The organism is Chromobacterium haemolyticum (assembly GCF_009936155.1).
GTDB lineage: Bacteria > Pseudomonadota > Gammaproteobacteria > Burkholderiales > Chromobacteriaceae > Chromobacterium > Chromobacterium haemolyticum.
Genome location: NZ_AP019312.1, coordinates 4,678,623 through 4,703,023 on the forward strand (window position 1 = coordinate 4,678,623; position 24,401 = coordinate 4,703,023).

The 24,401-nt window shown below is 64.3% G+C and carries 24 protein-coding genes; 17 read left to right on the plus strand and 7 right to left on the minus strand.

Translation table 11 applies throughout. From position 1 onward, the window contains the following. Nucleotides 1-20: 20 nt before the first annotated feature. Together oppB and GYH29_RS21595 are read right to left on the minus strand one after the other, a co-directional pair. On the minus strand, nucleotides 21-941 hold the full coding sequence (gene oppB, locus GYH29_RS21590) for an oligopeptide ABC transporter permease OppB (protein ID WP_043589643.1): 921 nt from the start codon (nucleotides 939-941) through the stop codon (nucleotides 21-23). 234 nt (nucleotides 942-1,175) lie between these two features. Continuing rightward, nucleotides 1,176-2,792, minus strand: coding sequence for a peptide ABC transporter substrate-binding protein (locus GYH29_RS21595; RefSeq protein WP_043589641.1), 1,617 nt, complete (start codon nucleotides 2,790-2,792; stop codon nucleotides 1,176-1,178). Nucleotides 2,793-3,511: 719 nt separating this feature from the next. Here GYH29_RS21595 and GYH29_RS21600 point away from each other — a divergent pair. From GYH29_RS21600 to GYH29_RS21615, 4 genes are all read left to right on the plus strand, one after another. Next, a complete protein-coding gene (locus GYH29_RS21600; protein WP_081575943.1) occupies nucleotides 3,512-4,645 on the plus strand; it encodes an efflux RND transporter periplasmic adaptor subunit in 1,134 nt (377 codons plus the stop codon). Beyond that, nucleotides 4,645-7,731 (plus strand): efflux RND transporter permease subunit, encoded by a 3,087-nt coding sequence (locus GYH29_RS21605; protein WP_161524380.1) that lies wholly within the window; start codon nucleotides 4,645-4,647, stop codon nucleotides 7,729-7,731. The genes GYH29_RS21600 and GYH29_RS21605 overlap by 1 nt, the downstream gene beginning before the upstream one ends. Before the next feature lie 196 nt (nucleotides 7,732-7,927). Next, nucleotides 7,928-8,140 (plus strand): FitA-like ribbon-helix-helix domain-containing protein, encoded by a 213-nt coding sequence (locus GYH29_RS21610; RefSeq protein ID WP_019103136.1) that lies wholly within the window; start codon nucleotides 7,928-7,930, stop codon nucleotides 8,138-8,140. 3 nt (nucleotides 8,141-8,143) lie between these two features. Then, nucleotides 8,144-8,560 (plus strand): type II toxin-antitoxin system VapC family toxin, encoded by a 417-nt coding sequence (locus GYH29_RS21615; protein ID WP_019103135.1) that lies wholly within the window; start codon nucleotides 8,144-8,146, stop codon nucleotides 8,558-8,560. A 5-nt stretch (nucleotides 8,561-8,565) separates the two neighbouring features. On the opposite strand, the gene GYH29_RS21620 is transcribed toward GYH29_RS21615, so the two are convergent. Further along, complete coding sequence (locus GYH29_RS21620; protein WP_019103134.1) at nucleotides 8,566-9,063, minus strand: CNP1-like family protein; 498 nt, start codon at nucleotides 9,061-9,063, stop codon at nucleotides 8,566-8,568. Between the two features lie 15 nt (nucleotides 9,064-9,078). Beyond that, nucleotides 9,079-9,858, minus strand: a complete 780-nt coding sequence (locus tag GYH29_RS21625; RefSeq protein WP_019103133.1) for an NRDE family protein — start codon at nucleotides 9,856-9,858, stop codon at nucleotides 9,079-9,081. Between the two features lie 189 nt (nucleotides 9,859-10,047). On the opposite strand from GYH29_RS21625, the gene GYH29_RS21630 reads away from it, so the two are divergent. Then, complete coding sequence (locus tag GYH29_RS21630) at nucleotides 10,048-10,278, plus strand: sulfurtransferase TusA family protein (RefSeq protein WP_043589636.1); 231 nt, start codon at nucleotides 10,048-10,050, stop codon at nucleotides 10,276-10,278. Between the two features lie 199 nt (nucleotides 10,279-10,477). Continuing rightward, nucleotides 10,478-11,515, plus strand: coding sequence for a dihydroorotase (pyrC, locus tag GYH29_RS21635; RefSeq protein ID WP_161524381.1), 1,038 nt, complete (start codon nucleotides 10,478-10,480; stop codon nucleotides 11,513-11,515). Between the two features lie 56 nt (nucleotides 11,516-11,571). Here the strand turns inward: pyrC and GYH29_RS21640 are convergent, their stop codons facing one another. Continuing rightward, nucleotides 11,572-11,913, minus strand: coding sequence for an FKBP-type peptidyl-prolyl cis-trans isomerase (locus GYH29_RS21640; protein WP_019101760.1), 342 nt, complete (start codon nucleotides 11,911-11,913; stop codon nucleotides 11,572-11,574). Continuing rightward, nucleotides 11,910-12,074: a hypothetical protein gene (locus tag GYH29_RS21645; protein ID WP_161524382.1), complete on the minus strand. Its 165-nt coding sequence runs from the start codon at nucleotides 12,072-12,074 to the stop codon at nucleotides 11,910-11,912. Before GYH29_RS21645 ends, GYH29_RS21640 begins: the two co-directional genes overlap by 4 nt. Nucleotides 12,075-12,215: 141 nt before the next feature. Between GYH29_RS21645 and GYH29_RS21650 the strand changes: the two genes are divergently transcribed. The 11 genes from GYH29_RS21650 (at nucleotide 12,216) to GYH29_RS21700 (ending at nucleotide 23,033) form a co-directional block, all read left to right on the plus strand. Then, a complete protein-coding gene (locus GYH29_RS21650) occupies nucleotides 12,216-12,965 on the plus strand; it encodes a sulfite exporter TauE/SafE family protein (protein ID WP_043589632.1) in 750 nt (249 codons plus the stop codon). 300 nt (nucleotides 12,966-13,265) lie between these two features. Further along, entirely contained in the window at nucleotides 13,266-14,792 is a 1,527-nt protein-coding gene (locus tag GYH29_RS21655; RefSeq protein ID WP_198001612.1) for a 4-hydroxyphenylacetate 3-hydroxylase family protein, read from the plus strand. A 23-nt stretch (nucleotides 14,793-14,815) separates the two neighbouring features. Continuing rightward, the gene (locus GYH29_RS21660) at nucleotides 14,816-15,862 is read left to right on the plus strand and encodes an aromatic ring-hydroxylating dioxygenase subunit alpha (RefSeq protein ID WP_019099911.1); all 1,047 of its coding nucleotides are present in this window, start codon (nucleotides 14,816-14,818) and stop codon (nucleotides 15,860-15,862) included. 13 nt (nucleotides 15,863-15,875) lie between these two features. After that, nucleotides 15,876-17,249, plus strand: a complete 1,374-nt coding sequence (locus tag GYH29_RS21665; protein ID WP_161524383.1) for a diaminobutyrate--2-oxoglutarate transaminase family protein — start codon at nucleotides 15,876-15,878, stop codon at nucleotides 17,247-17,249. 15 nt (nucleotides 17,250-17,264) lie between these two features. Then, nucleotides 17,265-18,581, plus strand: coding sequence for a lysine N(6)-hydroxylase/L-ornithine N(5)-oxygenase family protein (locus tag GYH29_RS21670; protein WP_161524384.1), 1,317 nt, complete (start codon nucleotides 17,265-17,267; stop codon nucleotides 18,579-18,581). Continuing rightward, entirely contained in the window at nucleotides 18,562-19,863 is a 1,302-nt protein-coding gene (locus GYH29_RS21675; RefSeq protein ID WP_107732069.1) for an NAD(P)/FAD-dependent oxidoreductase, read from the plus strand. Before GYH29_RS21670 ends, GYH29_RS21675 begins: the two co-directional genes overlap by 20 nt. Further along, nucleotides 19,860-20,492 (plus strand): FMN-binding negative transcriptional regulator, encoded by a 633-nt coding sequence (locus tag GYH29_RS21680; RefSeq protein ID WP_081950248.1) that lies wholly within the window; start codon nucleotides 19,860-19,862, stop codon nucleotides 20,490-20,492. The genes GYH29_RS21675 and GYH29_RS21680 overlap by 4 nt, the downstream gene beginning before the upstream one ends. Further along, the gene (gene zapE, locus GYH29_RS21685; RefSeq protein ID WP_161524385.1) at nucleotides 20,485-21,561 is read left to right on the plus strand and encodes a cell division protein ZapE; all 1,077 of its coding nucleotides are present in this window, start codon (nucleotides 20,485-20,487) and stop codon (nucleotides 21,559-21,561) included. Before GYH29_RS21680 ends, zapE begins: the two co-directional genes overlap by 8 nt. Next, complete coding sequence (locus GYH29_RS21690; protein ID WP_043589625.1) at nucleotides 21,552-21,941, plus strand: tautomerase family protein; 390 nt, start codon at nucleotides 21,552-21,554, stop codon at nucleotides 21,939-21,941. The genes zapE and GYH29_RS21690 overlap by 10 nt, the downstream gene beginning before the upstream one ends. Then, nucleotides 21,941-22,132, plus strand: a complete 192-nt coding sequence (locus GYH29_RS21695) for a hypothetical protein (RefSeq protein ID WP_043589622.1) — start codon at nucleotides 21,941-21,943, stop codon at nucleotides 22,130-22,132. Before GYH29_RS21690 ends, GYH29_RS21695 begins: the two co-directional genes overlap by 1 nt. A 19-nt stretch (nucleotides 22,133-22,151) precedes the next feature. Beyond that, nucleotides 22,152-23,033 (plus strand): isocitrate lyase/PEP mutase family protein, encoded by an 882-nt coding sequence (locus GYH29_RS21700; protein ID WP_019104516.1) that lies wholly within the window; start codon nucleotides 22,152-22,154, stop codon nucleotides 23,031-23,033. A gap of 36 nt (nucleotides 23,034-23,069) precedes the next feature. Here the strand turns inward: GYH29_RS21700 and GYH29_RS21705 are convergent, their stop codons facing one another. Continuing rightward, the gene (locus GYH29_RS21705) at nucleotides 23,070-23,753 is read right to left on the minus strand and encodes a response regulator transcription factor (protein ID WP_043589616.1); all 684 of its coding nucleotides are present in this window, start codon (nucleotides 23,751-23,753) and stop codon (nucleotides 23,070-23,072) included. Between the last annotated feature and the right edge of the window lie 648 nt (nucleotides 23,754-24,401).

Genomic DNA, 24,401 nt, shown 5'->3' on the forward strand with positions numbered 1-24,401 from the left:
ATCCTTCGCGGTCACGCGCGTCAGTAGCGAATCTTGGGGTCGAGGAAGGCATAAGCCAGGTCGACCAGCAGATTGAGCAGCACGGCAATCACAGTCACCAGCACCACCAGGCCCAGCACCAGCGTGTAGTCGCGGTTGGCCGCGCCGTTGACGATGAGCTTGCCCAGGCCGGGCAGCGAAAAGATGGACTCGGTGACCACGGCGGAGGTGATGGAGGAGATGGTCAGCGGCCCCAGCAGCGTCACCACCGGCATCAAGGCCGGCTTCAAGGCGTGGCGGACGATGATGGTGCGCATCGGCAGGCCCTTGGCGCGCGCGGTGCGGATGAAGTTGCTGCCCAGCACCTCAATCAGGCTTCCGCGCATCACCCGGCCTATGGTGGCCACGTTGATGAAGGTCAGCAGCGCCACCGGCAGAATCATGTAGCGCGGATCGAAATCGTTCCAGCCGCCGGACGGCAGCCATTGCAGCGTAACGGCGAAGATCAGCACTAGCACCGGCCCGATGATGAAGGACGGGAAGGCGCTGCCCATATTGCTGATCAGCATCACCAGATAATCCACCACGCTGTTCTGACGCAAGGCGGCGACGATGCCTAGCGCCACGCCTATCACCAGCGAGATCAGGATGGCGCTGCCGCCAATGGCCGCCGACACCGGCAACGCCTTGGCCACCAGGTCGTTGACGCTCCAGTCCGAATAACGGAAGGAGGCGCCCAGATCGCCTTGCAGCAGGCTCTTCAGGTAGTACAGATATTGCTGCCACAAGGGCAGGTCGAGATGGTATTTGGCCTGCAAATTGGCCAATACCGCCTCGGAAACTTTGCGCTCCCCGTCAAAGGGGCCGCCAGGGGTCATGTGCAGCAGCAGATAACAGACGGTGATGACGGCCAACACGGTGGGGATCGTCAACAGTACGCGTCGTAAAGTGTAGGACCACATTGCAAATTACTCCGACTCGCCGCGCCCGACGCGAGCCGGCGCGATGCGCGGGCTGCGGACGGACCAACGGCGATTGACACCGACAGTCACGGGCGGGCGCCGTTTGCCACGGCCGCCCGCTCAACACATCGGGGTTGCCCCCGTTTTCAGATCAGAGCCAGACGCGCGTCCGCCCGCGCGCCTCCGGTCCCGCGCGGGACTGGAGGCGTTCAGGCGTCGGCGCGGGGCCGGCGATCAATGCTGGATGATGTAGAGTTCCTTGCTGCGGTAGCGATCCACCGGGTTCTTCAGCGAGTAGCCGCCCACATACGGTTTCACCAGGCGCGGCAGCGTGTACTGCAACACCGGGATCATCGGGTAGTCGTCCATCACCAGCTTGGTGGCCTGTGTCAGCAATTGGGTGCGCTTGGCCTGATCGGTGCTTTCATTGCCCTGCTTGATCAACTCTTCCGCTTTCTTGTTGCAGTTGAAGTTGTCGTTCTGGGTATTGCCGCACTGAACCAGCGCCAGGAAGGTGGTGGCGTCGTTATAGTCGGCCAGCCAGCCGTTGCGCGCCACCTGGTAGTCGCCGTCGTGGCGTTTCTTCAGGAAGACTTTGAACTCCATGTTTTCCATGGAGGTGTTGAAGCCCAGCTTGCTCTTCCACTCGGAGGCCACGAAGATGGCCATCTTCTTGTGGTAGTCGCTGGTGTTGTAAGACAGCTTGAGCGTGGTGCCCGGCTTGACGCCGGCCTGGGCCAGCAGCTTCTTGGCCTCGTCCACGCGCTTGGCCATCGGCCATTGCGCCCAGTCGTAGCTCGTGGGCAGGCCGCCGTGCACGCCCTTGACCATCACGCTGTAGGACGGCAGTTGGCCGTCGCCGGTGATTTTCTTGGCCATCAGATCGCGGTCCACCACCATGGACAGCGCCTTGCGCACGCGCACGTCCTTCAGCAGCGGATCCTTGTTGTTCAGGCTGTAATAGCGCAGGCCCAGGATAGTGGAAGTTTTCAGGTCCTTGGGCATGGAGCTCTTGAGCTTGTCGAAGCTGCCCGGCGGGATCTCATAGGTCATGTCGGTCTGGCCGGACTGATACAGCTTCTGATCCGCGTTCTGGTCTTCGATCGGCAGGAAGCTGACGCGGGTCAGTTGCACGTTCTTGGCGTTCCAGTACTGCGGGTTTTTCTCGATCACCACCTTGCTGTTGACTTGCCAGTCTTTCAGCACGAAGGGGCCGTTGCTGACCATCTTGCCCGGCTTGACCCAGTCTTTGCCGAACTTGTCGATCACCGCCTTGGGCGCGGGGCCCAGTTGGGCGTTGGACATCAGTTCCGGCAGGTAGGACACCGGGAAGGCGGTATCCACTTGCACGGTGTATTTGTCCAGGGCCTTGACGCCGATGGCGGTCACCGGCTTCTTGCCGGCCACGATGGCCTCGCCGTTTTGGAAGAAGATGCCGAAGGTGCCGGCGTAGGGAGCGGCCAGCTTGGGATCCACCAGCCGGCGGATGCCGTAGACGAAATCGTCGGCGGTGACGCCGCTGCCGTCGGACCATTTGGCGTTCTTGCGCAGCTTGAACACCCAGGTAGTGGGCGCGGTCTGTTTCCAGGATTCGGCCACGCCGGGCTGGAGCTTGCCTTCGTTGTCGGTGGCGGTCAGGCCTTCGAACAGGTCATGAGTAATGATGTTGGCGGGCACGCCCTCCACCACCATCGGGTCCAGCGATTCCGGTTCGGAGCCGTTGGAGCGCACCAGTTCCTGCTTGGCGGCCAGTTTGGTGCCCGGCGGCACGATGGCGGCCAGGGCCGCGCCGGAAGTCAAGGCCAACGCCACGGCGGCCGCGATTGTCTGTAGCGATTTCTTATCAGCCATCTCGCCTACTCTCCTAAGTATTGTCGATCCCGTCGATATCGCGGGACGATCAGAATCTTCACTCGATTGTATCCAGAGTGGTTGGCGGCCATTATGCGCTGAGGATTTTGAATACTTCAAGTGCTAAGCACGACGCCACGGCGAGCGATTTAACGTTTTAGTCGCAAATTGACTATCCTTGCCCGCATTAGCTGCCACAGCCTTCTGATTTCGCGATGTTTTTTCACTTTACTCGTCATGGCATTCTAAAAATTATTGGCTCTCATACACATTGCTCATGGCTAGGCAGAATAAGCCTATACAATTAATCCAAAGACATATCAACGTAATCTAATTTTCTGTTTGGCGGCTTTTTCCAAAATCATTAACGCTTTTGCGCTTGGCGAAAACGGAGGGGCTTGAGTAAGCTCGACCCGTCGCATGCCGCGCGCCGCGCCGGCTCCCCGGCCGCATCCCCTGGCGTCCAGACCGCGCCGCCAACGCATCTTACTGATCCGCAAGGCTTATTCAGCCCTATCATTCCAATGAGCGGACGGAGTCCGGCCCGGTCTCCCGGGCCGCGCGATCGGCGACGGAGGAACGCCCTGGAAACGCGGCCCGTCGCCGGACTCATGTCCGCGGCAAGCGGCGACGCCGACATGCGCCGACAGGTATCGATGGGACGACGCCTGGCATCCACACGGCGGGTTAGGCGCCCGCCCCAAGAGCGAGAATAAAAGATGAAGAAACGAGTCGTTGCAAGCGCTGCCGCGCTTGCTCTGGCTGCAACCGGTCTGGCCGGCTGGTATGGCTCCAGAACGACCGCGGCAGCAGCAAAAACCGCGGCGCGACCGCCGGTTGCCGTTGGCATCGCCAAAGTGGCGGCGGAGGACCTGCCGATAGAGCTGAACGCCACCGGCAATGTCACCGCCATTGAAAAGGTGGAGGTCAAGCCGCAGGTGTCCGGCGTGGTGGCCAAAGTCCATGTCAAGGAAGGCCAAAACGTGGTGCCGGGCCAATTGCTGTTCACGCTGGACGCGGCGGCGGAAACCGCCCAGTTGAAAAAGGCCCAGGCGCAGATGCTCAGCGATCAGGCGCAGCTGAAAAACGCCGAACGCGACCTGGCGCGCAGCCGCGACCTGCTGGTCAAGAACTTCGTTTCGCAAAGCGTGGTGGACGCCAATCAATCCAAGATGGACGCGCTCAGCGCCACCGTCGCCGCCGATCGCGCCCAGGTGGACGCGGCGCGGGTGGCGCTGGACTACAAGACGCTGCGCGCCTCCATCGGCGGGCGCATCGGCGTGATCGGCGTCTATCCGGGCACCCTGGTGCAGCCAGGCATGACCGCGGCGATGCTGACCATTACCCGCATTCATCCGATCAACGCCACCTTCACCCTGCCTGAACGCGAGCTGGGCGCGGTGCGCGCCGCCCAGACCGCCGGCAAGCTGCTGGTGCGCGCCACGCTGCCGGACAGCGGCGACAAGGTGGACGGCAAACTGGTCTTCATCGACAGCGCGGTGGACAGCGCCAACGGCACGCTGACGCTGAAGGCCGAATTTTCCAATCAGGACGGCAAGCTGTGGCCGGGCCAGTTCGTCACCGTCTCGCTGGGCGCCGGCCGTTACCAGCAGGCCACCACCATCCCGGTGGCGGCGCTGCTGACCGGGCCGGACGGCAAATTCAGCTACGCGGTGCAGGCCGACGGCAGCGTCAAGCGCGTGTCGGTGGAACTGCTGGCCATCCATAAGGAAAGGGCCGTCGTCAAAGGGCTAAGCGTCGGCGAGGCCGTGGTGTCCAACGGGGGCCTCAATCTGCGCCCCGGCGACAAGGTGCGTCCGGCCAAGGCCGGCCCGGCCAGCGGGGGCCAGTGATGCAAATCTCCGAACTCTGCATCCGCCGTCCGGTGATGACGGTGCTGCTGTGCCTGTCGCTGGTGGTGGCCGGCCTGATCGCCTATCAAAAACTGCCGATCGCCGCGCTGCCCAGCTTCGACACCCCCACCATCAACGTCTCCGCCAGCCTGCCCGGCGCCAGCCCGGACAGCATGGCCTCCTCGGTGGCCGCGCCGCTGGAGAAGCAGTTTTCCACCATTCCCGGCATCGCGGTGATCAGCTCGTCCAGTACCCTGGGAAGCACCTCCATCACGCTGGAGTTCGACAACGACCGCAATATCGACCTGGCGGCGGTGGACGTACAGGCGGCGCTGCTGCGCGCGCAGCGCTCGCTGCCGACGGAAATGACCTCGATGCCGTCCTACCGCAAGGTCAACCCGGCGGATTCGCCTGTGCTGCTGCTGGCGCTCAATTCGCCGGCGATGTCGCTGTCCAATCTCAACGACTACGCCGAGAACTGGATCTCGCCCAATATCGCCACCCTCAAGGGCGTGGCCCAGGTCAACATCTTCGGCCAGAAGCGTTTCGCGGTGCGGATCAAGGCCGATCCGGGCAAGCTGGCCTCGCGCAATCTGACGCTGGACGACGTGGCCGCCAGCATCCGCGCCGCCAACGTCAACACCCCGGTGGGCACGCTGGAGGGCAAATCGCAGTTGATGACGGTGGAAGCCAACCGCCAGCTGCAAAACGCCGCCCAGTTCGCCAATCTGGTGATCGCCAGCCGCAACGGCCTGCCAGTGAGGCTGTCCGACGTGGCCTCGGTGGAAGACAGCGTGGAAAACCTCAAGACCGGCAGCTGGGTCAACGGCGAGCGCTCCATCGTGCTGGCGGTGATGCGCCAGAGCGACGCCAACACCGTGGCGGTGGTGGACGCCATCCGCAAGGAGCTGCCGCAGTTGCAGGCGCAGCTGCCCGGCTCGGTGCGGCTGAACCTGCTCAACGACCGCTCGCAGTCCATCCGCGAAGCCATTCACGACGTCAAGCTGACCCTGCTGCTCACCATCGCGCTGGTGATCATGGTGATCTTCATGTTCCTGCAGCGCATGGCGGCCACGGTGATTCCGGCGCTATCGCTGCCGATCTCGCTGATCGGCACCATAGGGCTGATGTATTGGCTGGGCTACAGCCTGGACAATATCTCGCTGCTGGGCATCACGCTGGCGGTGGGCCTGGTGGTGGACGACGCCATCGTGATGTTGGAAAACATCGTCCGTTACATCGAAGAGGGCTTGTCGCCGATGGAGGCGGCGCTGAGGGGCTCGCGTGAAATCGCCTTCACCATCGTGTCGATTTCGCTGTCGCTGGTGGCCATCTTCATCCCCATCTTCTTCATGCAGGGCGTGATTGGCCTGCTGTTCCACGAATTCGCCGTGGTGGTGTCGCTGGCGGTGCTGGTGTCTGCGGCGGTGTCGCTGACCCTGATCCCCCTGCTGTCCTCGCGCTTTCTCCGCGCCGATTCGGTTGGACACCAGGCCCGGCGCGGCCGGCTGGCCGCCGCGCTGGAGGGCGGTTTCGACGCGGTGCTGGCCGGCTATCGCCGCACGCTGGATCTGGCGCTCAAGCATCGCCGGCTGACCCTGGCCGGCGCGCTGTCCACCTTCGTACTGACCGCGCTGATGTTCAACGGCATTCCCAAGGGCTTCTTCCCCACCGAAGACACCGGCCAGATCATGGCCAGCACCGAGGCGGCGCAGGACATCTCCTACGACGCCATGCTCAAACTGCAGCAACGCGCCGCCGCCATCACCCAGGCCAACCCCAACGTCGCCTTCGCCACCTCATCGCTGTCCGGCGGCAACACCGGCCGCATGTTCATCCAGCTCAAGCCGCGCGGCGAACGCGCCAAGCTGGATCCGACGATGGAAAGCCTGCGCCGCGACCTGCGCGCGGTGCCTGGGCTCAGCGTCTACCTGAACCCGACGCAGAACCTGCGCCTGGGCGGCCGTCAGAGCAAGAGCCGCTACCAGTACACCTTGCAAGGCATACAGGCGGAGAGCCTGAACACCTGGTCCGACAAGCTCTTGCAGCGGATGCAAGTCGATCCCATCTTCCGTGACGTCACCAGCGACTCCCAGCTCAAGGGCCTGCAAGCCAAGCTGAACATAGACCGCGACAAGGCCAACCTGCTGGGCGTGGACATCCAGAGCATACGCAGCGCGCTGTACAGCGCCTTCGGCGAGCGGCAGATTTCCACCATCTACACCCCCAGCGACAACTATCAAGTGATCCTGCAGGCGGACGACCCGTTCAAGGTCAACGAGTTCGACCTCTCGCGGCTGCGGGTGCGCGCCGCCGACGGCCAACTGGTGCAGCTGTCCAGCATCGCCTCGGTGGAGCGCACCGTCGGCCCGATCTCGGTCAACCATCAGGGCCAGTTGCAGGCGGTGACGCTGTCCTTCAACCTGGCGCCCGGCATCCCGCTGAGCCAGGCGGACCAACACTTGCGCCAGCTCAAAGAGCGCATCGCCCTGCCCGCGTCCATCGCCACCAGCTACAGCGGCGACGCCGCCGCCTTCGAGGAAACCCAGGGCAGCCAAATCCTGCTGCTTGGCATCGCGGTGGCGGTGATCTACGTGCTGTTGGGGGTGCTGTACGAAAGCTATATCCACCCGCTGACCATTCTGTCCGGCCTGCCCTCCGCCGCCATCGGCGCGCTGGGCACGCTGATGCTGTTCGGCCAGGAACTGACGGTGATCGCCAGCATCGGCATCCTGATGCTGATCGGCATCGTCAAAAAGAACGCCATCATGATGATCGACTTCGCGCTGGAAGCGCAGCGCAAGCAGGGCATGTCGCCGGAGCAGGCCATCCACGCCGCCTGTCTGCTGCGTTTCCGGCCCATAATGATGACCACCTTGGCGGCCTTGATGGGCGCTTTGCCCATTGCGCTGGGCCTGGGCGCCGGCGCCGAGTTGCGGCAGCCCCTGGGCCTGGCGGTAGTGGGAGGCCTGGTGTTCTCACAGGTGGTCACGCTCTACATCACCCCGGTGCTCTATCTGTACTTCGACGCGCTGGCTCAACGCCACGCCGCCTGGCGGGAAAAACGGCGCGCGCTGCGCGCCTGACGCGACAAGGCCCGCGCCGGACTCCGGCGCGGGCCTTGCTCTAAAAATCTCGTGAGCAAGAGCGAGACAAGGCAACAACGAGCGAAAAAGCAGAATGTATAAGTGGTACATGAGCACTTTAAGCCGCGTCCTCCTTGCAATCCGCCTCTAGCCGGGCATAATGCAATCATTGCTATCAAACACAGGGAGGCAGGCCATGGCCAATCTGATCGTGCGCAATATCGACGATGAAGTCGCCGCGGAGCTCAAGCGTCGCGCGGCGGCCCACGGCGTCAGCGCCGAAGCCGAGCATCGCCGCATTCTGCGCAGCGCCTTGCTCGCCCAACCCAAACGCCGCAGCTTTGCCGAAGTCCTGGCCAATATGCCCGACGTGGGCGAAGACGCCGACTTCGAACGCAGCCGGGAATAGGCCGTGTATCTGGTGGACACCAATATCGTCAGCGAGGCTCGCAAAGGCGGCAAAGCCAATGCAGGCGTGCTCGCCTTCTGGCGATCGGCGGACGCGGACAGCCTCTATCTGTCCGCCATCAGCGTGGGGGAAATTCGCCGCGGCATAGAGAATCTCAAGCATCGCGGCGACCTCAAGCAGGCCGGCCTGCTGGAACAATGGCTGGACACCATCACCCAGGAATTTTCCCAACGCATTCTGAACTTCGATGCCGATTGCGCCCAGGTATGGGGCAAGTTGATGTCCCCTCATCCCCAGAACGCCGTCGACAAGCAAATCGCCGCCATCGCGCTGATCCACGACCTGACGATCGTGACCCGCAATAGCGGCGATTTTGCCGGCACCGGCGTCAAACTATTGAATCCGTTCAACCCGATCTAAAAAACTCAGCCCTGACGCAAACGCTTGAGCGCCTCCTCGGCGTCGCGCGGCGCGCGCTTATCCGGGCAGGCCAGGTCGCGCAGCGAACGGCGCAGCTTGTCGTCATGTTCGATCTTGCGCCACACCGCCTTGTTGGAGCGGATCCAGTTTTTATCGATGCTGTTGCCAAAAGCGTAGGCGCGGTAGCTGCCCTCATTGCACAGCAGGCCCTCGAAGCTCAGATTCTCCGCGCCGGCCGGGCTCTTCACCCGCACGATCATCCGCACCACGCCGTCCTCGCCCGCGCTCAGCGTCTTGGCGTCGACGAAATACTGGTTGGTCTGCAGATTATCTGTGCTCACGGCGATCCAGTCCGGTTGCGCCGGATACGGCGGCAACTGGTAATCGCCCTCCTGCCACGGCACCTCCGGCGCGAAATCGATGTTCTTCTTGATTTTGTTGTCGGCCAACGCCGGCTGCGCGGCGCAAAGGGCCAGCACGATGATGGCGGCAAAGGTCTTCAAATCACTACTCCTCGTTCAGCGCGCCGGGGCCGCGCTTGGCTGGCCCGGACGCAAAGTGAAACGGCGACGGCCGGTTTCCCTGCCGGCCAAGCCCCAACTCAACTCCGAAAACTGCATATCGCCGCGCGCCGACACCGTCAGCAGCATGGACGCGCGGGTGCCGTAGTCGCGGCCTTTGATGAAGATGGGCGACAATACCCGCTCCAGCGCGGAGCCGATGCGGGTGTTCGGCAACTGTCCCGGCGGTGCCGGCGTGCCGTCGGACAGGGCGACGAAAGCCTGATCCTCGGTGGGCACGCGCTGAAACTCGCGCAGATATTCAGCCAGCCGCTCGCTCTTGAACCACGGCGTGTCCAGCGTGGCGTTGGACAAGGTGTGGATGCCCGGCGTCACCCGGGCGATCTGGCCGCCGCGGCTGTGGAAATGAAACAGGTCCGAGGTATAGCCGAACAGCAGGTTAAACGGCGCGTAGCGGCCTTGCTCGGCGCGCAGCCAATCGGCGAAGGCGAACGGATCCTCGTCGCCGGCGACGAAACGCTCCACCAGCTCCCCGCGCGAGCGTTCCGCTTTGACCGGATGGCCATCGCGGATATTGGTCACCGCGGCAATGCGCCCTCGGCCGTCCACCATCAGCCAGCTGCCGCCGGACTCGGCGTCGCGGCCGCCCAGCGTATTCTGATATTGCGGCCACCAATCCAGCGGTTCGGTCGGACGCGCATAGTATTCGTCCCGGTTGGCCAGCAACACCAGCTGGCCCAGTCCGGGGGTCTTGTAGGCAAAAGCGATCACGCACATGATGAAGACCGATTTGAGGATGGCTTGGCGACTCGCGTAAACTTAGGGTTTAGGGAGCAGCCACGGACAGTTCCGACCAGGCCTGTATTCCGCTCAATGTCCGCCGCGCGTTGGCGATGCGGCCTCGAACGGATTCCAAGCGGCCGGGCTTCTCTCCATTGTAACTGATAAGGCTGAGGAAGCCGGACCATGAATTTCGACAAAACCATAGACCTCTCCGGCCTCAACTGCCCGCTGCCCATCCTGCGCGCCAAGAAGGCGCTGGCGGAAATGGACAGCGGCGCGGTGCTGGAGGTGATCGCCACGGACCCCGGCGCGCCCAAGGACTTCGAAGCCTTCTGCCGTCAGACCGGCAACGCGCTGTTGACCTCGGACACCACGGCGGAAGGCAAATTCCGCATGGTGCTGAAACGGAAATAACCCCGATGGCTCAGAGCCTGTTTACAAGCTCGCAAGCAAAGGCGAGACAGCGCGATAGCGGCTGAAGAAGCGGAATGTACACACGGTACATGAGCATTTTGAAGACGCACTCACCGTGCCACGTTTCACGACACGCAGCAACTTGTAAACAGGTTCTTTTTGGCCGCCGCCTTTTTCATCGCTACCCGCAGGCAAGACCATGACGCAAACCCTGACCCTGATCCGCCCCGATGACTGGCATCTTCACCTGCGCGACGGCGCGGCGCTGGCCGCCGTATTACCCGACACCTGTCGCCAGATGGGCCGCGCCATCATCATGCCCAATCTCAAGCCGCCGGTGACCACCGTGGACGCCGCGGCCGCCTACCGCGAGCGCATCCTGGCCGCGCGCCCGGCCGGCAGCCGCTTCGAGCCGCTGATGACGCTGTACCTGACCGACAACACCTCGCCGGCGGAAATCCGCAAGGCCAAGGCCAGCGGCTTCGTCCACGCGGTCAAGCTCTACCCGGCCGGCGCCACCACGAATTCGGACTTCGGCGTGTCCGACGTCAACAAAGCCATGCCGGCGCTGGAAACCATGGCCGAAACCGGCCTGCCGCTGCTGGTTCACGGCGAAGTCACCGACCCGGCCATCGACGTGTTCGACCGCGAGGCGGCCTTCATCGCGCAGGTGTTCCAACCCTTGCTGGCCAAACTGCCCTCGCTGCGCGTGGTGTTCGAACACATCACCACCCGCGACGCCGCCGAATACGTGGCCGCCGCGCCGGACAACGTCGCCGCCACCATCACCGCCCACCACCTGCTGATGAACCGCAATGCGCTGTTCGTCGGCGGCATCCGCCCGCATCATTATTGCCTGCCGGTGCTCAAGCGCGAGCTGCACCGCCAGGCGCTGCTCAAGGCCGCCACCAGCGGCTCCGCCAAGTTCTTCCTCGGCACCGACAGCGCGCCGCACGCGCGCCACGCCAAGGAGAGCAGCTGCGGCTGCGCCGGCATGTACACCGCCAACGCCGCCATCGAGCTGTACGCCGAGGCCTTCGAGGCGGCCGGCGCGCTGGACAAGCTGGAAGCCTTCGCCAGCCTCAACGGCCCGGCCTTCTACCGTCTGCCGGTCAACGCGGAGCGCGTGACCCTGGCCAAGCAAGCATGGACGGTGCCGGACGCGTTGCCCTACGACGGCGACGCGCTGGTGCCGCTGCGCGCCGGTGAAAGCATGGCCTGGAAACTGCTGGACTAAGAACCATGGCGAACAACACCTGGCCCCAGCGCCGGAGTGTTGTTCGCCATGCCGCCTCAATCATCGCGGGTCAGCACTTCCAACAGCTCGATCTCGAACAAGAGATTGGAATTGGGCTTGATGCGGGCGCCGATCTGGCGCTCGCCGTAAGCCAGGCGCGCCGGCACGTACAGCCGGCGCTTGCCGCCCACCTTCATGCCCATCAACCCCTGGTCCCAGCCTTTGATCACGCGGCCGGTGCCGATCACACACTGGAACGGCCTTCCCTTCGCGTAGGACGAATCGAACTCGGTGCCGTCCTCCAGCCAGCCGGTGTACTGCGTGGTGATCAAGGCGCCCTTGACCACCTCCTTGCCTGCGCCCTCCACCAGATCGGTGATTTGCAGTTCATCGCTCATCTTGCTTCCTCGCCTTTTAATCCGCCGCGGATGATAGCCGACTCGCCCCGTCGCGACGAGCCCGACTCGCCGACCAGCGCCGTTGTCGCGCGTAAAACTTTTTCTACAAATACATTAATCATTAAATGCAATTCAAATACTGCAAGGGCAAACTTTCCCATTTGACATACATCATGACAAATCAGTAGGATGCAAACACTTGAGAACGGCTGGTCCAATACAAAATAGCCGTCGGAGAAATAGCAGGAGCCGTTGGGTCAACTCCCATGAGTACGCGTGACCGACGGGCCAGGAGAAACCCTATGTTGCTGGATTTGCCATGGCAGGACCTGAGCGCCATCTTTGCGGCGGTCACCATTGCTTACGTGATTTTCGGCGTGGCCGGTTTCGGCACCGCCCTGGTCGCCAGCCCGGTGCTGGCCATTTTCATCCCGGTATCCAAGATCGTGCCGTTGCTGGCGCTGATGGACATGTTCGCCGCCTTCAGCAATATCCTGCGCGACGGCCGCAAGGCGGACCTGGGCGAACTGAAACGCCTGATTCCGCTGATGGTGGCCGGCAGCCTGATCGGCGCCGCCATCTTGCTGAAAACACGGCCGGACGCGCTGCTGCTGGCTTTGGGCGTGTTTGTGGTGGCTTATTCTCTTTATTCGCTCAGCGGCCTCAGTCCCAAGCGGCAATTCCAGCCCCGCGCGGCGGTCCCCTTCGGCCTGGTGGGCGGCGTGTTCAGCGCGCTGTTCGGCAGCGGCGGCTTCATCTACGCCATTTACCTATCCGGCCGCATCGAACAAAAAGAACACTTGCGCATCACCCAAACCACGCTGATCGGCCTGAGCACCCTGACCCGGGTCGTGCTGTTCGCGCTGGCCGGCGTCTATATGGATGCCTCCCTGCTGCTGCTGGCGCTGATTCTGGCGCCGGCCATGCTGTGCGGGGTGTTTGCCGGCCGCCACATCACCCTGCGGCTGACACGTGAACAATTCATCCGGGTGATCAATACCGTCGTCCTGTTTTCCGGCATCGTCCTGCTAGGCCGTTACTTCAGCCACTGAGAATGTGTTTACGCTCTCGCAAGCCAAGGCGAGATCAGGTGAAAACCGCTGAGAAAGCGGAATGTACAGATGGTACACGAGCATTTCGAAGGGGTTTCCAACGCCGTATCGCCAATGCGCAGCGATCGTAAGCAGATGCTGAGCGGCCCCCACTACGCAATACCGCTGTAGCCATCCCCCGGTCGCGACCACGCGCGGCCGCGCTCATGGCGCCGATTCTCTCATCCCTGACGGGAGGGCCCGCTGTCGCCCGCAGTCCGGGAGTGTGTTTGCTGCTCTTACAATGATGAGGAGTGCCAAGTGAATCATGCTGCATTGAACGAAATGATGACGCCGGAAGAGTATCTGGCCAGCCTCAACGACGGCCGCGAAGTTTACATCTACGGCCAGAAGGTGGCGGACGTCAGCCGGCACCCGGCTTTCCGCAACAGCGCCTACTCGATGTCGCGGCTGTACGAGGCGCTGCACCACCCGGACAGCCAGGAGTTGATGACCGACATCGACCCGGAAGGCTATCGCACCCACCGCTATTTCATGCCCAGCCGCTCCTGTGATGACTTGCTCAAGGCGCGCGACGCCATTGCCCACTGGTCGCGGCTGACTTATGGCTTCATGGGCCGCACCCCGGACTACAAGGCCGGTTTCACCGCCACGCTGAAATCCGACCCCCATCTGTACGCGCCCTTCCACGACAACGCGCTGAACTGGTATCGCCAGAGCGCGCGCAAGGTGCTGTTCCTCAACCATGTGCTGGTGAACCCGCCGGCGGGCCGCGCCCGCGCCGCCTCGGAGATGCGTGATCTTTACCTGCACGTGGAGAAGGAAACCGACGCCGGCATCATCGTGCGCGGCGCCAAGATGGTGGCCACCAGCGCCGCCATCTCCAACGCCACCTTCGTCGCCCAGAACAGCGCCGCCCAATACCAGCCCGGCGGCGAGGAGGACTTCGCGCTCTGCTTCATCCTGCCGATGAACGCGCCCAACCTCAAAATCATCTGCCGCCGCTCCTACGAGGCCTCGGCGCTCAGCCCATTCGACAACCCGCTGTCCAGCCGCTTCGACGAAAACGACTCGGTGCTGATCTTCGACGGCGTGTTCGTGCCCTGGGAAAACGTGCTGATCTACCGCGACATCGAGCGCGCGCGCAGCTTCTATTCCGCCTCCGGCTTCCTCAACCGCTACCCGCTGCAATCCGGCACCCGGCTGGCGGTCAAGATGGACTTCATCTGCGGCCTGCTGGCCAAGGTGCTGGAGTCCAACGGCAGTGACGGCTTCCGCGGCGTGCGCGCCCGGTTGGCGGACATCGTGGCGCTGCGCAACCTGATGTGGTCGCTGACCGAATCGCTGTGCCACAACCCGGAACCGCGCCGCGACGGCTCGGTGGTGCCGCGGCTGGAAGCCGCCGCCACGGTGCGCTATTTCGGCACTCAGATGATGTCCCAGCTCAAACCGGTGTTCAACACCATACTCGGCGGCTCGCCCATCATGCAGGTATCCAGCTGGCTGGACCTGGCCAATCCGGAGCTCAAGGACCTGATCGGCTGCTACTTCCAGGGCACCGATCAAGAGGCGGTGGACCGGCTCAAGCTGATCAAGCTGCTGTGGGACGCGCTGGGCAGCGAATTCGGCGGACGCCACGAGTTGTACGAGCACAATTACGCCGGCAACAACGAGCAAGTGCGGCTGGACATGCTGCGCCACTGCGAGAGCAGCGGCGTGCTGGAGCAATGCCGCGCGCTGGTGGACGACTGCATGGCCGACTACACGCCGGACGGCTGGGCGCGTCCGGGCTGGCAGTTCGACGGCGCTTGCCGCGACCGCGTTTGAACCGGACCGGAAAGGAGGCAAGCATGCTGTACGCAGGCAAATGGGACCGCGCCGGTCTGGATTACCAGGCCTTGAAGAACCAATGGCACGTGGTGGCGCGCGCCGACGAAGTCAGCGCCGAACGCCCCAAGGCGGTGCGTCTGCTGGGCGAAGAACTGGTGCTATGGCGCGACGGCGCCGGCCAGATCCACGCCTGGAAAGATTATTGCGGCCATCGCGGCGCCAAGCTGTCGCTGGGCTGCGTCAAAAAGGGCGAGATCGAATGCCCGTACCACGGCTGGCGCTTCGACGCCGGCGGCCAGTGCACGCGGGTGCCCGCCCATCCGGACCAAGCCACGCCCTCGTCGGCGCGCTTGATCTTCCGCCACCACGCGGCCGAACGCTACGGTCTGATCTGGGCCAGCCTGGACGCGCCGCAGCGGCCGCTGCCGGTGTTCCCGGAATGGGAGGATGGCAGTTTCCGTAAAGTATTCGCCGGCCCCTACCGCTATATGGGCAACGCTTTGCGCTCGGTGGAAAACTTTCTCGACGCCTCGCACTTCCCCTTCGTCCACGCCAATCTCAACGGAGACCCGGACGCGCCGGAACCGCTGCCGGACTACAAGGTGTTCAAGGACGAACACGGGCTGCGCACCTCGGAAATCTCGGTGTTCCAGCCCTACGGCGACCACCGCGGCATTCCGGTCACCGCGCGCTACACCTACTCGGTGTTCAACCCCACCACCGCCTACTTCGTCAAGAAGACCGGCGACACCGAACGCTTCTGCACTTTCCTCAACGCCACCCCGGTGGACGAGGCCGAGTGCGTGATCTGGCTGATCGTCGCCATCAACTTCGGCGCCGACTTGAGCGAGGAAAAAATCCTCTACCGCCAGGACATGGTGTTCGAGCAGGACCGGCTGATCGTGGAATCGCAGCGACCGGCGCGGCTGCCGCTGGACATCCAGCAGGAAATGCACGTTCGCAGCGACCGGCTGGGCATCGAATACCGGCGCTGGATCAAGGAACTGGGCCTGCGCGCCGACGCGCCAAACCACGCCGAGCCGCGCGCCGCGGCCTTGCTGAACTGACAGGGAGCAAGCGATGGATGCATTTGAACCCCGCCGCCTCCAGCTGGCCGAGCGCGAATCGAACGCACGCACCTACGCGCGCGGCATAGACCGCGTGATCAGCCGCGGCGAGCTGGCCCGAGTCTACGACAGCGAAGGCCGCGAATACCTGGACTGCCTGGCCTGCGCCGGCGCGCTGCCGCTGGGCCACAACCATCCCTTCGTCCAACAGCGGGTGGCTGCTTTTCTGCAATCCGGCCAGCTGCAGCAGGCGCTGGACATCGCCACCCCGGCCAAGCTCGCCTTTGTCGAACAGCTATATCAGGCGCTGCCCGCCGGCTTCGCCGAACACGCCAAGGTGCAGTTCTGCGGCCCATCCGGCTCCGACGCGGTGGAAGCCGCGCTCAAGCTGTTCAAGACCGCCACCGGCCGACGCCCGGTGCTGGCCTTCCAGGGCGCCTACCACGGCATGACCATGGGCGCGCTGGGCATGATGGGCAACCTGGTGCCGAAACAGGCGGTCAGCGGCTACCCGGCGGAAATCCAGTTCCTGCCGTTTCCCTACGCTTACCGCAGCCCCTTCGGCGCAGACGCCGCCGAGACCGAGCGGCTGTCGCTGGCCTATTTGGAAAACCTGCTGTCCGACCCGGAAAGCGGCGTCGGCAAACCGGCCATGCTGCTGGTGGAGCCCATTCAGGGCGAAGGCGGCTGCATCCCGGCCAGCGCCGGCTGGCTGCGCGGCTTGCGCGAAATCACCGCGCGCCACGACGTGCCGCTGGTAATGGACGAGGTGCAAACCGGCTTTGGCCGCAGCGGCGACATGTTCGCCCATGAATGGGCCGGCATCGTGCCGGACGCCGTCGTCCTCTCCAAGGCGGTGGGCGGCGGCTACCCGCTGGCCCTGGTGGCCTACCACCAGAAATACGACAGCTGGGCGCCCGGCGCCCACGCCGGCACCTTCCGCGGCAACCAGATCGCCCTGGTCAGCGGCGCGGCCACGCTGGAATACCTGCGCCGGCCCGGCGTGCTGGAGCAAGTGCGGGAGGTGGGCCAACTACTGCGCCAGAAGCTGCAAGCGCTGCAAACGCGCTTCTCCTGCATCGGCGAAGTGCGCGGCCGCGGCCTGATGCTGGGCGTGGAGCTGATAGACCCCAACGGCGCGCCGGACACGCTGGGCCACCCGCCGGCCAACGGCTTGCTGGCCAAGGCGCTCAAGCGCGCCTGCCTGGAACACGGCCTGATCCTGGAGAGCGGCGGCCGTCACGGCGCGGTGATGCGGCTGCTGCCGCCGCTGATCATCAGCGCCGACGACGCGGAAGAAATCGTCCGTCGTTTTGAAACCGCGCTGACCAGCCTGTGGCCCGCCGCCCCGGCCGCCGCGCACGCACCGGCCGCAATGGCCTTCTAAACCTGGAGCGACAGCATGACGCACACCGTACACGACATCATCGGCATCGGCTTCGGCCCCGCCAACATCGCGCTGGCCATCGCGCTGGAAGAACTGGCGCCGCAGCTGTCCGTGCGCTTCCTGGAACGGCGTCCCTCCGCCGTCTGGCAGCCCGGCATGCTGCTGGAAGGCTCGGACATTCAAAACCACCCGCTGCGCGACCTGGTCACCCCGCGCAACCCGCGCAGCCGCTACACCTTCACCAACTTCCTGCACGAGCACAACCGGCTCTATCAGCACCTGAACCTGCCGCTGCACTACCCGCTGCGGCTGGAGTACGCGCAATACGTCAGTTGGGTCGCAGGCTGCTTCCAGCACCAGGTGGAATACCAGCGCGAAGTCGTCGACATCCTGCCGGTCAACGACAGCGACGGCGCGCTCAACCATTACCGCGTGCTGTGCGCCGACGGCCGCGAGTACCTGGCGCTCAGCGTGGTGTTGGCGCCGGGCCGCACCCCCAACATTCCGGAACCGTTCCAGCGCGCGCCGGACCCGCGCGTGGTCCACCTCAACCACTACCTGCCGGCGCTGGAACAATTGAAAGCCAAAGGCGGCGGCCGGGTGGCGGTGATCGGCGGCAGCCAGAGCGCGGTGGAAATCCTGCTGCACGCCAGTTCCGAGCCGGCGCTGACGCGCGTGGTCGGCATCACCCGCAACTTCGGCTACCGCCAGAAAGACACCAGCCCCTTCTCCGACGAGGTCTATTTCCCCGCCTTCGTCGACGCCTTCTTCTCCGCCAGCCCGGAACACAAGGCCAGGCTGCGTCAGGAGCTGGTATTCACCAATTACTCGGCCGCCGACATCGACGTGCTCAACCAGCTCTACGTCAAACAATACGCCAACCGGCTGCAGGACAAGGACAGCCTGGCCCTGCTCACCTGCATGAAAGCCGAGGCCTGCGAACCCGGCGCCGACGGCGTCACCCTGCGGCTGCGCCACTTCCTGGGCGGCGACGCGATCAGCGAAACCGTGGACCTGGTGGTGCTGGCCACCGGCTTCCTCGACCTGGGCCGCGGCCCCAAGCGCGAGCCCTGGCCGCGCGTGCTGGAAACGCTGTCGCCGCAGCTGTGCGCCGAGCGCGACACCGTGGACATCGCGCTGGACTACCGCGTGCGGCTGCGCGGCGAGGCCGACCGCGGCGCGCCGCTGTACCTGAACGGCCTGTGCGAATCCTCTCACGGCATGGGCGACGCCGGCTCCTTCAGCCTGCTGGCGCTGCGCTCGCAAGCCATCGTGCAATCGCTGACGGAACGGCTGGAACAAGGATCGCGACATGACGGCGTCCGCGCTTGACGCTCTGCTGGGCGCCGCCACCGGCTGGCAGGCGCGCGCGCCGCGGCTGCTGGCGGCCAAGGCCGACGCGCTGCCGGTCAGTTGCGAACTGGCGGTGATAGGCGCCGGCCTCACCGGACTGTCGGCGGCGCTGGCCGCCGCCGAAGCCGGCTGCTCGGTGGTGGTGCTAGAGGCCGACGCCGTCGGCGGCGGCGCCACCGGGCGCAACTCCGGTTTCGTGGTGCCGGTGCCGGCGCGCTGCGGCCCGCCGGAGCTGCGCGCCTGGCTGGGCCCGCAGGCCGAGGGCTATCTGGCCGGCCTAAGCGAAGCCGCAGCCGAACTGCTGGCGCTGCCGGAAGCCAGCCCGGTCCGCAAAGGCTGGATGCAATTGTTCTCCGCCCCCGGCTCCGCGCAGGCCTCCGCCCTGGCCTGGCGACGGCTGGGCGTGCGCGCCCGCGCGCTGGACGCCGAACAGGCGCAAGCCCTGAGCGCCGCCTCCGGCTATCACGGCGGCCTGCTGTTCGAGGACGGCGGCCAGATCGACCCGCTGGCGCTGGCGCGCGGCCTGGCCGAACGCTGCCGCCAACGCGGCGTGATCCTGCTGGAACGCTGTCCGGCCAAGCTGGTGGAACTGGAAAGCAGGGACGGCATGCACGTGATCCGCACCCTGCGCGGCAGCCTGCGCGCCGGCCGCGTGCTCATGGCCGGCAACGCCTACAGCCGCGACGGCGTCGCCGCCGTCGCCCGCCACAGCGTGCCGCTGACGCTGGCGCTCGGGCAGTTCGAACTGAGCGCGGAACAACAGGCGCGGGTGCTGCCCGCCGACATCCCCTTTTCAGACAATCGCCGCGACATGTGGTTTTTCCGCAAAATGCCGGAAGGCCAATTGCTGACCGGCCTGTTCGCGCTGAGGCCAGACGCCGAAACGGAACAGTACGCCGCCGCCTTGCGCCAGCGCGTCCGCGCCGTCTTCGGCCTGGAGCTCGACGCCGCCCCGCGGCTATGGGCCGGACAAGTCGGCCTCACTCCGTCCGGCCTGCCCAGCGTGCAACGCGTCGGCGACGGCGTTCTGGCCTGGACCGGCTGCAACGGCCGCGGCCTGGCGCTGTCCTTCATGCTGGGCCGAACCCTTGCGCGCCAACTGATAGGCGCCGGCCCGGCCCTATTGCCGTTCAATCCGCGTCCGCTGCGCGGCCGCGCGCTGCTAAAGTGGATGACCGAAGCGGTCATCGCCCACGACCGGCGCCGGCGCGCCCGGCTTACGCCGGCCGAACCTCGCTCGCAAAAGGAAGCTACCCCGTGAGTTCATGCGCTTTCCATTATCAGGAACACTGCTGTACCCGCCCCGAGCTGATCGACCGGATGATCGCCCGCTACCCGCTGGCGCTGATCAGCAGCGAACACCAGGGCCGGCCGCACGCCAGCCACATCCCGCTGTTCCGCGTCGCAGACCGCAGCCTGTTCGGCCACGTAGACCGCCGCAATCCCCAATTCCAGGGCCGCGGCCGCTTTCCTGCGCGCTTGGTGTTCATGGGGCCGCAAAGCTATATCCCGCCGGAGGCCTACCGCAGCCGCTTGCTGCCCACCTGGAATTACATTGCGGTGCACATGGACGCCGAGATCGAAATCCTCGACGACCTGGAATCGGCCCGCCGCGCGCTGCGCGACACTTGCGAGCGGCTGCAGCCACCCCAAGCGCCGTTCCAGTACGACGCCGCAGATCCCCGAGTCATCGCCAACGCGCCACACATCCTCGGCCTGCGCGTTCATGTGCTGCGCGAGGAAGGCCGCTTCAAGCTGTCGCAGGACAAGACCCCGGCGGACCAGCAGGCGGCGCTGGATCATCTGCTGCGCCGCGACGAAGCCGCGGAGCGCGCGCTGCTGGAAGAACTGCTGCGCTTCGCCGAAACCGCGGAGCCGGCGCATGGCTGAGCCCTCCGCGCTGGCCCGGCGCTTCATCAATCAAGGCGTCGCGCTGGACCCCGGCCAGCGCCGCGCCGCCGACGCGCTGGACGCGCTGCGCCTCCAAACGCAGACCGCCCCCGCCTGGCCGCTGCGCCGGCCGCCGCCGCAAACCGGCGCCTATCTGTGGGGCGAACCCGGCCGCGGCAAAACCATGCTGATGGATGGACTGTTCGCCTTGTCCACTGCGCCGGCGCAACGCATCCATTACCACCAGTTCCTGCGCGACCTGCACCGCGGCCTGGCCCAGTCCGGCGGCGAGCAAGCCAACTACCTGCCCGCGCTGGCGCGGCGCGTGGCCGCGCAAAGCCGCTTGTTCTGCCTGGACGAATTCCATCTGCACGACATCGCCGACGCCATCCTGATGGAGCGCTTCCTGACCGTGCTGCTGGAAGAACGGGTGCTGGTGATCCTGACTTCCAACTACGCGCCGGAGCAACTGCTGCCGGACCCGCAACTGCACCGCTACGCGCTGCGCGTCATCGCGCTGATCCAGCGCCACATGCAGGTGTTGCACCTGGACGGCGAGCGAGACTACCGCTACCGCGAAGCCGCCGCCGGCGAACACTATCTGCACCCTTGCGGCGCGGAAGCCGAACAGCGCCTGCGCCGGCTGCTGCAAGAGCAGGGCCGGGCCGTGGGTCCCGCCGCCGCCGTCTCGCTGTCCGGCCGGCCGCTGCCCGCTCGGGCGCAAAGCCCGGACTGCGTCTGGTTCGACTTCGAAACCCTCTGCCTGGGCCCGCGCTCGCATCTGGATTACCTGGAAATGTCGGAACGCTGGCACACCGTGGTCGTCTCCGACATCGCCCAGGCGCAGTTGAACAAGGCGGACGGCCTGCGCCGCTTCATCTGGCTGGTGGACGTGCTCTACGACCGCCGCCAACGTCTATTGCTGATTTCAGAACGCCCTATCGAAACCATGCTGCGCGACGCCACGCTGTCGGCGGACACCCACCGCACACTGAGCCGGCTCGCCGAAATGCAATCCGCCTCCTTCGCCGCCGCCGCCGCCATCGAAATGAGCCCGCTATGCCAATAGTCAGAATCGAAGACGCCGCCACTCGCACGCCGGCCCAACGCCAAGCCATCGTCCACTGCGTCTACGACGCGCTGCGCGCCGTGTTCGGCGTCAGCGACGAAGAGCTGCAGGCGCGCTACCAGCGCTTCGCACCGGAAGATCTGCTGCCGCCGGGCGGCGACCCGGACTACCTGCACATCGAGATCACCGTCTTCGCCGGCCGCAAACCGGAGACCAAGAAAAAACTCTACGCCAAGCTGGCCGCCGACCTGGCCGCGCTGCTGGACATCCCCCCCGCCTCGGTGCTGATCCTGCTGCGCGAAGAGCCGGCCGAAAACTGGGGCATGCGCGGCGGCCAGGCCGCCAGCGAAATCGATTTCGGCTACGCCATCTCCGTCTGATGAGCCAGCACCCGCAGGCCCTGCGCCAAACGCTGGGCAGCTTCGCCACCGGCGTCGCCGTCGCCTCGGGACTAGAGCCTCAAGCAAGAGCGAGACAAGGCGAAAACGCGCGCAAGCGCGCACCGTTCACGCAGGAACGCCACGGCGCGCCGCTGATCGGCGCGGCCAGTACCATCAAACCCATCCCCTAGCCACTCTGGAACCGCAAACATGACGCAAAACAGCAAACACGTCCTGCGCAGCCTGATAGCAAGCCGCTCCGGCCTGCTGGTGCCCGGCGCCTACAACGCGCTGAGCGCTCGCATCGTTGAAGACCTCGGCTTCGGCGCGCTTTACCTGACCGGCGCCGGCCTGACCAATATGCAGCTGGGCCTGCCGGACCTCGGCTTCGTCGGCCTGAAAGAAGTGGCGGACCAGGTGTCCGCCATCCGCGACGCGGTGTCCATCCCCATCATCGTCGATGCCGACACCGGCTTCGGCAACGCGCTCAATGTGCGCCGAACCGTGCGCGTGCTGGAACGCGCCGGCGCCGACGCCATCCAGCTGGAAGATCAGGTACTCCCCAAGAAATGCGGCCATTTCGCCGGCCAAAACCTGATCAGCGCCGCCGAGATGTGCGGCAAGCTGCAGGCGGCCGCGGAGGCGCGCCAGGATGAAAACCTGCTGATCATCGCCCGCACCGACGCCTGCGCGGTGGACGGCATAGACGCCGCCATCGAACGTGCCGGCCGCTACGCCGAGGCCGGCGCCGATGTGCTGTTCATCGAAGCGGTGCGCGAACTGGACGACATCCGCCGCCTGCCGGCGCTGTTCGACCGCCCCCTGTTGATGAATATCGTCATCGGCGGCAAAACCCCGGCGCTGAGCGCCGCCGATCTGAAGGAACTGGGCTACGGTCTGGTACTTTACGCCAACGCCGCGCTGCAAGGCGCGGTGCTGGGCATGCAGCGGGCGCTGGGCGCGCTCTCCCGCGACGGCATCCTGCAGGAAGACCCGCAACTGGTGACCCCGTTCGCCGAACGTCAGCGCCTGGTCAACAAGCCGCTCTACGACGAACTGGACGCGCGCTACGGCGCGGCCGGGCGGGATTGAACGCGATCTGGCCGCGATGAAGGGCGGCCCGCCCTTCTATTTGATTTCGTCTTTGATGAAATACAGCTCGTGGTCCGATTTCAAGCCCAGCTTCTTGATCGCGGACTGCTTTTGTCCGCTGATCGTTTTGATGCTCTTCGAAAATTTATCGGCGATTTCGCTTACGGTCATCCCATCGAGAAAACAACGCAGCACCTCCAGTTCCCTAGGGGACAAGGCGGACAAGCGGACCACCCGGTTCATCGCATCCGGCGCATGCGTGGAACTGTCGGCGGGCACACTGTCCGCCTGCTGAGCCTGCGCCAGTTCCAAGGCCATTTCCGCCGTCAAATAGACGCGCCCGGTCACCGTCACCCGGATCGCCCTCACCAGTTCGTTCAAGTCCTGCTGCTTGCCGACGAAGCCGCGCGCGCCGGCCCTCAAAGCCAAGGACACTGTGGCGGTATTGTAATAAGAGGACATGATCAAGATCGCCACCTCCGGAAAACGCGCACGGATGGCGCGGATGAGGTTCAAACCATCCATGTCCTGAGGCTGCAACGCATAATCCAGCACCAGCACATCCGGCCTATCATGGTTCAACGCCGCCAGAAAAGAGCGGCTGTCGCCAAAACAGCCCGCCAAGTCGATATCGCTCTCCTGCGACAACCTAAAGCCCAACCCCTGCCTGACCACCTCATGATCGTCCAACAACATCACTTTGATTTTTCTTTTCTTCATCCCCCCTCCATGGCAATGAAAATCATTTCAGCATCAATTAAAACATCCGCCCTTTTAAAAATACACTCAAACGCAGCATGCGCAATCTTCGCGCCGCAGCCACATCCGTCTCTATTCCGTCAAAAACACACTACAACATTTCAAGAACCGCCCGTGATAAAGGGTAAAGCATGGCAAAACCCTGCATTTTATAAACAAATGTCATACAAAAAAGCAATCAAGCGAAATGGGTATTTTTCAAAAATAAAAAAGACAAATTCATACCATGCATGTGCCGCTACGTTTCCACATCTTTTTTTGCAAAAGGCTAAATTCCTTGATAAATTCGCGTCAACAAGACCATTCTCAAACCTATGGCGCTCACTAAAACCTGTTTACATTCTGCCGCGCGTCGACAACACCGTATTGGAAACCGTATCTTAATATCCATGCGCCGCGATTACATTTTGCTTGCCCCGTAGTTTCGCCTTATTTCGCGCGATTATCCACTCTTAGCGCCTATTCCCACGCCACGCTAGTCGTATTGCAATCCAATGTTTTCGAGAGCATGCATCGTAAAACGGCCTGACCGACTATAATACTCAAGCAAACACATTCAACATGGCGATCGCATGGCAAAAAACACAACCATCAGATTTAATCTACTCT

Coding starts and splice junctions, on each gene's coding strand:
- oppB (WP_043589643.1), bottom strand. CDS start 941: ATGTGGTCCTACACTTTACGACGCGTACTGTTGACGATCCCCACCGTG.
- GYH29_RS21595 (WP_043589641.1), bottom strand. CDS start 2,792: ATGGCTGATAAGAAATCGCTACAGACAATCGCGGCCGCCGTGGCGTTG.
- GYH29_RS21600 (WP_081575943.1), top strand. CDS start 3,512: ATGAAGAAACGAGTCGTTGCAAGCGCTGCCGCGCTTGCTCTGGCTGCA.
- GYH29_RS21605 (WP_161524380.1), top strand. CDS start 4,645: ATGCAAATCTCCGAACTCTGCATCCGCCGTCCGGTGATGACGGTGCTG.
- GYH29_RS21610 (WP_019103136.1), top strand. CDS start 7,928: ATGGCCAATCTGATCGTGCGCAATATCGACGATGAAGTCGCCGCGGAG.
- GYH29_RS21625 (WP_019103133.1), bottom strand. CDS start 9,858: ATGTGCGTGATCGCTTTTGCCTACAAGACCCCCGGACTGGGCCAGCTG.
- GYH29_RS21630 (WP_043589636.1), top strand. CDS start 10,048: ATGAATTTCGACAAAACCATAGACCTCTCCGGCCTCAACTGCCCGCTG.
- pyrC (WP_161524381.1), top strand. CDS start 10,478: ATGACGCAAACCCTGACCCTGATCCGCCCCGATGACTGGCATCTTCAC.
- GYH29_RS21640 (WP_019101760.1), bottom strand. CDS start 11,913: ATGAGCGATGAACTGCAAATCACCGATCTGGTGGAGGGCGCAGGCAAG.
- GYH29_RS21645 (WP_161524382.1), bottom strand. CDS start 12,074: ATGGGAAAGTTTGCCCTTGCAGTATTTGAATTGCATTTAATGATTAAT.
- GYH29_RS21650 (WP_043589632.1), top strand. CDS start 12,216: ATGTTGCTGGATTTGCCATGGCAGGACCTGAGCGCCATCTTTGCGGCG.
- GYH29_RS21660 (WP_019099911.1), top strand. CDS start 14,816: ATGCTGTACGCAGGCAAATGGGACCGCGCCGGTCTGGATTACCAGGCC.
- GYH29_RS21665 (WP_161524383.1), top strand. CDS start 15,876: ATGGATGCATTTGAACCCCGCCGCCTCCAGCTGGCCGAGCGCGAATCG.
- GYH29_RS21670 (WP_161524384.1), top strand. CDS start 17,265: ATGACGCACACCGTACACGACATCATCGGCATCGGCTTCGGCCCCGCC.
- GYH29_RS21675 (WP_107732069.1), top strand. CDS start 18,562: ATGACGGCGTCCGCGCTTGACGCTCTGCTGGGCGCCGCCACCGGCTGG.
- zapE (WP_161524385.1), top strand. CDS start 20,485: ATGGCTGAGCCCTCCGCGCTGGCCCGGCGCTTCATCAATCAAGGCGTC.
- GYH29_RS21690 (WP_043589625.1), top strand. CDS start 21,552: ATGCCAATAGTCAGAATCGAAGACGCCGCCACTCGCACGCCGGCCCAA.
- GYH29_RS21695 (WP_043589622.1), top strand. CDS start 21,941: ATGAGCCAGCACCCGCAGGCCCTGCGCCAAACGCTGGGCAGCTTCGCC.
- GYH29_RS21700 (WP_019104516.1), top strand. CDS start 22,152: ATGACGCAAAACAGCAAACACGTCCTGCGCAGCCTGATAGCAAGCCGC.
- GYH29_RS21705 (WP_043589616.1), bottom strand. CDS start 23,753: ATGAAGAAAAGAAAAATCAAAGTGATGTTGTTGGACGATCATGAGGTG.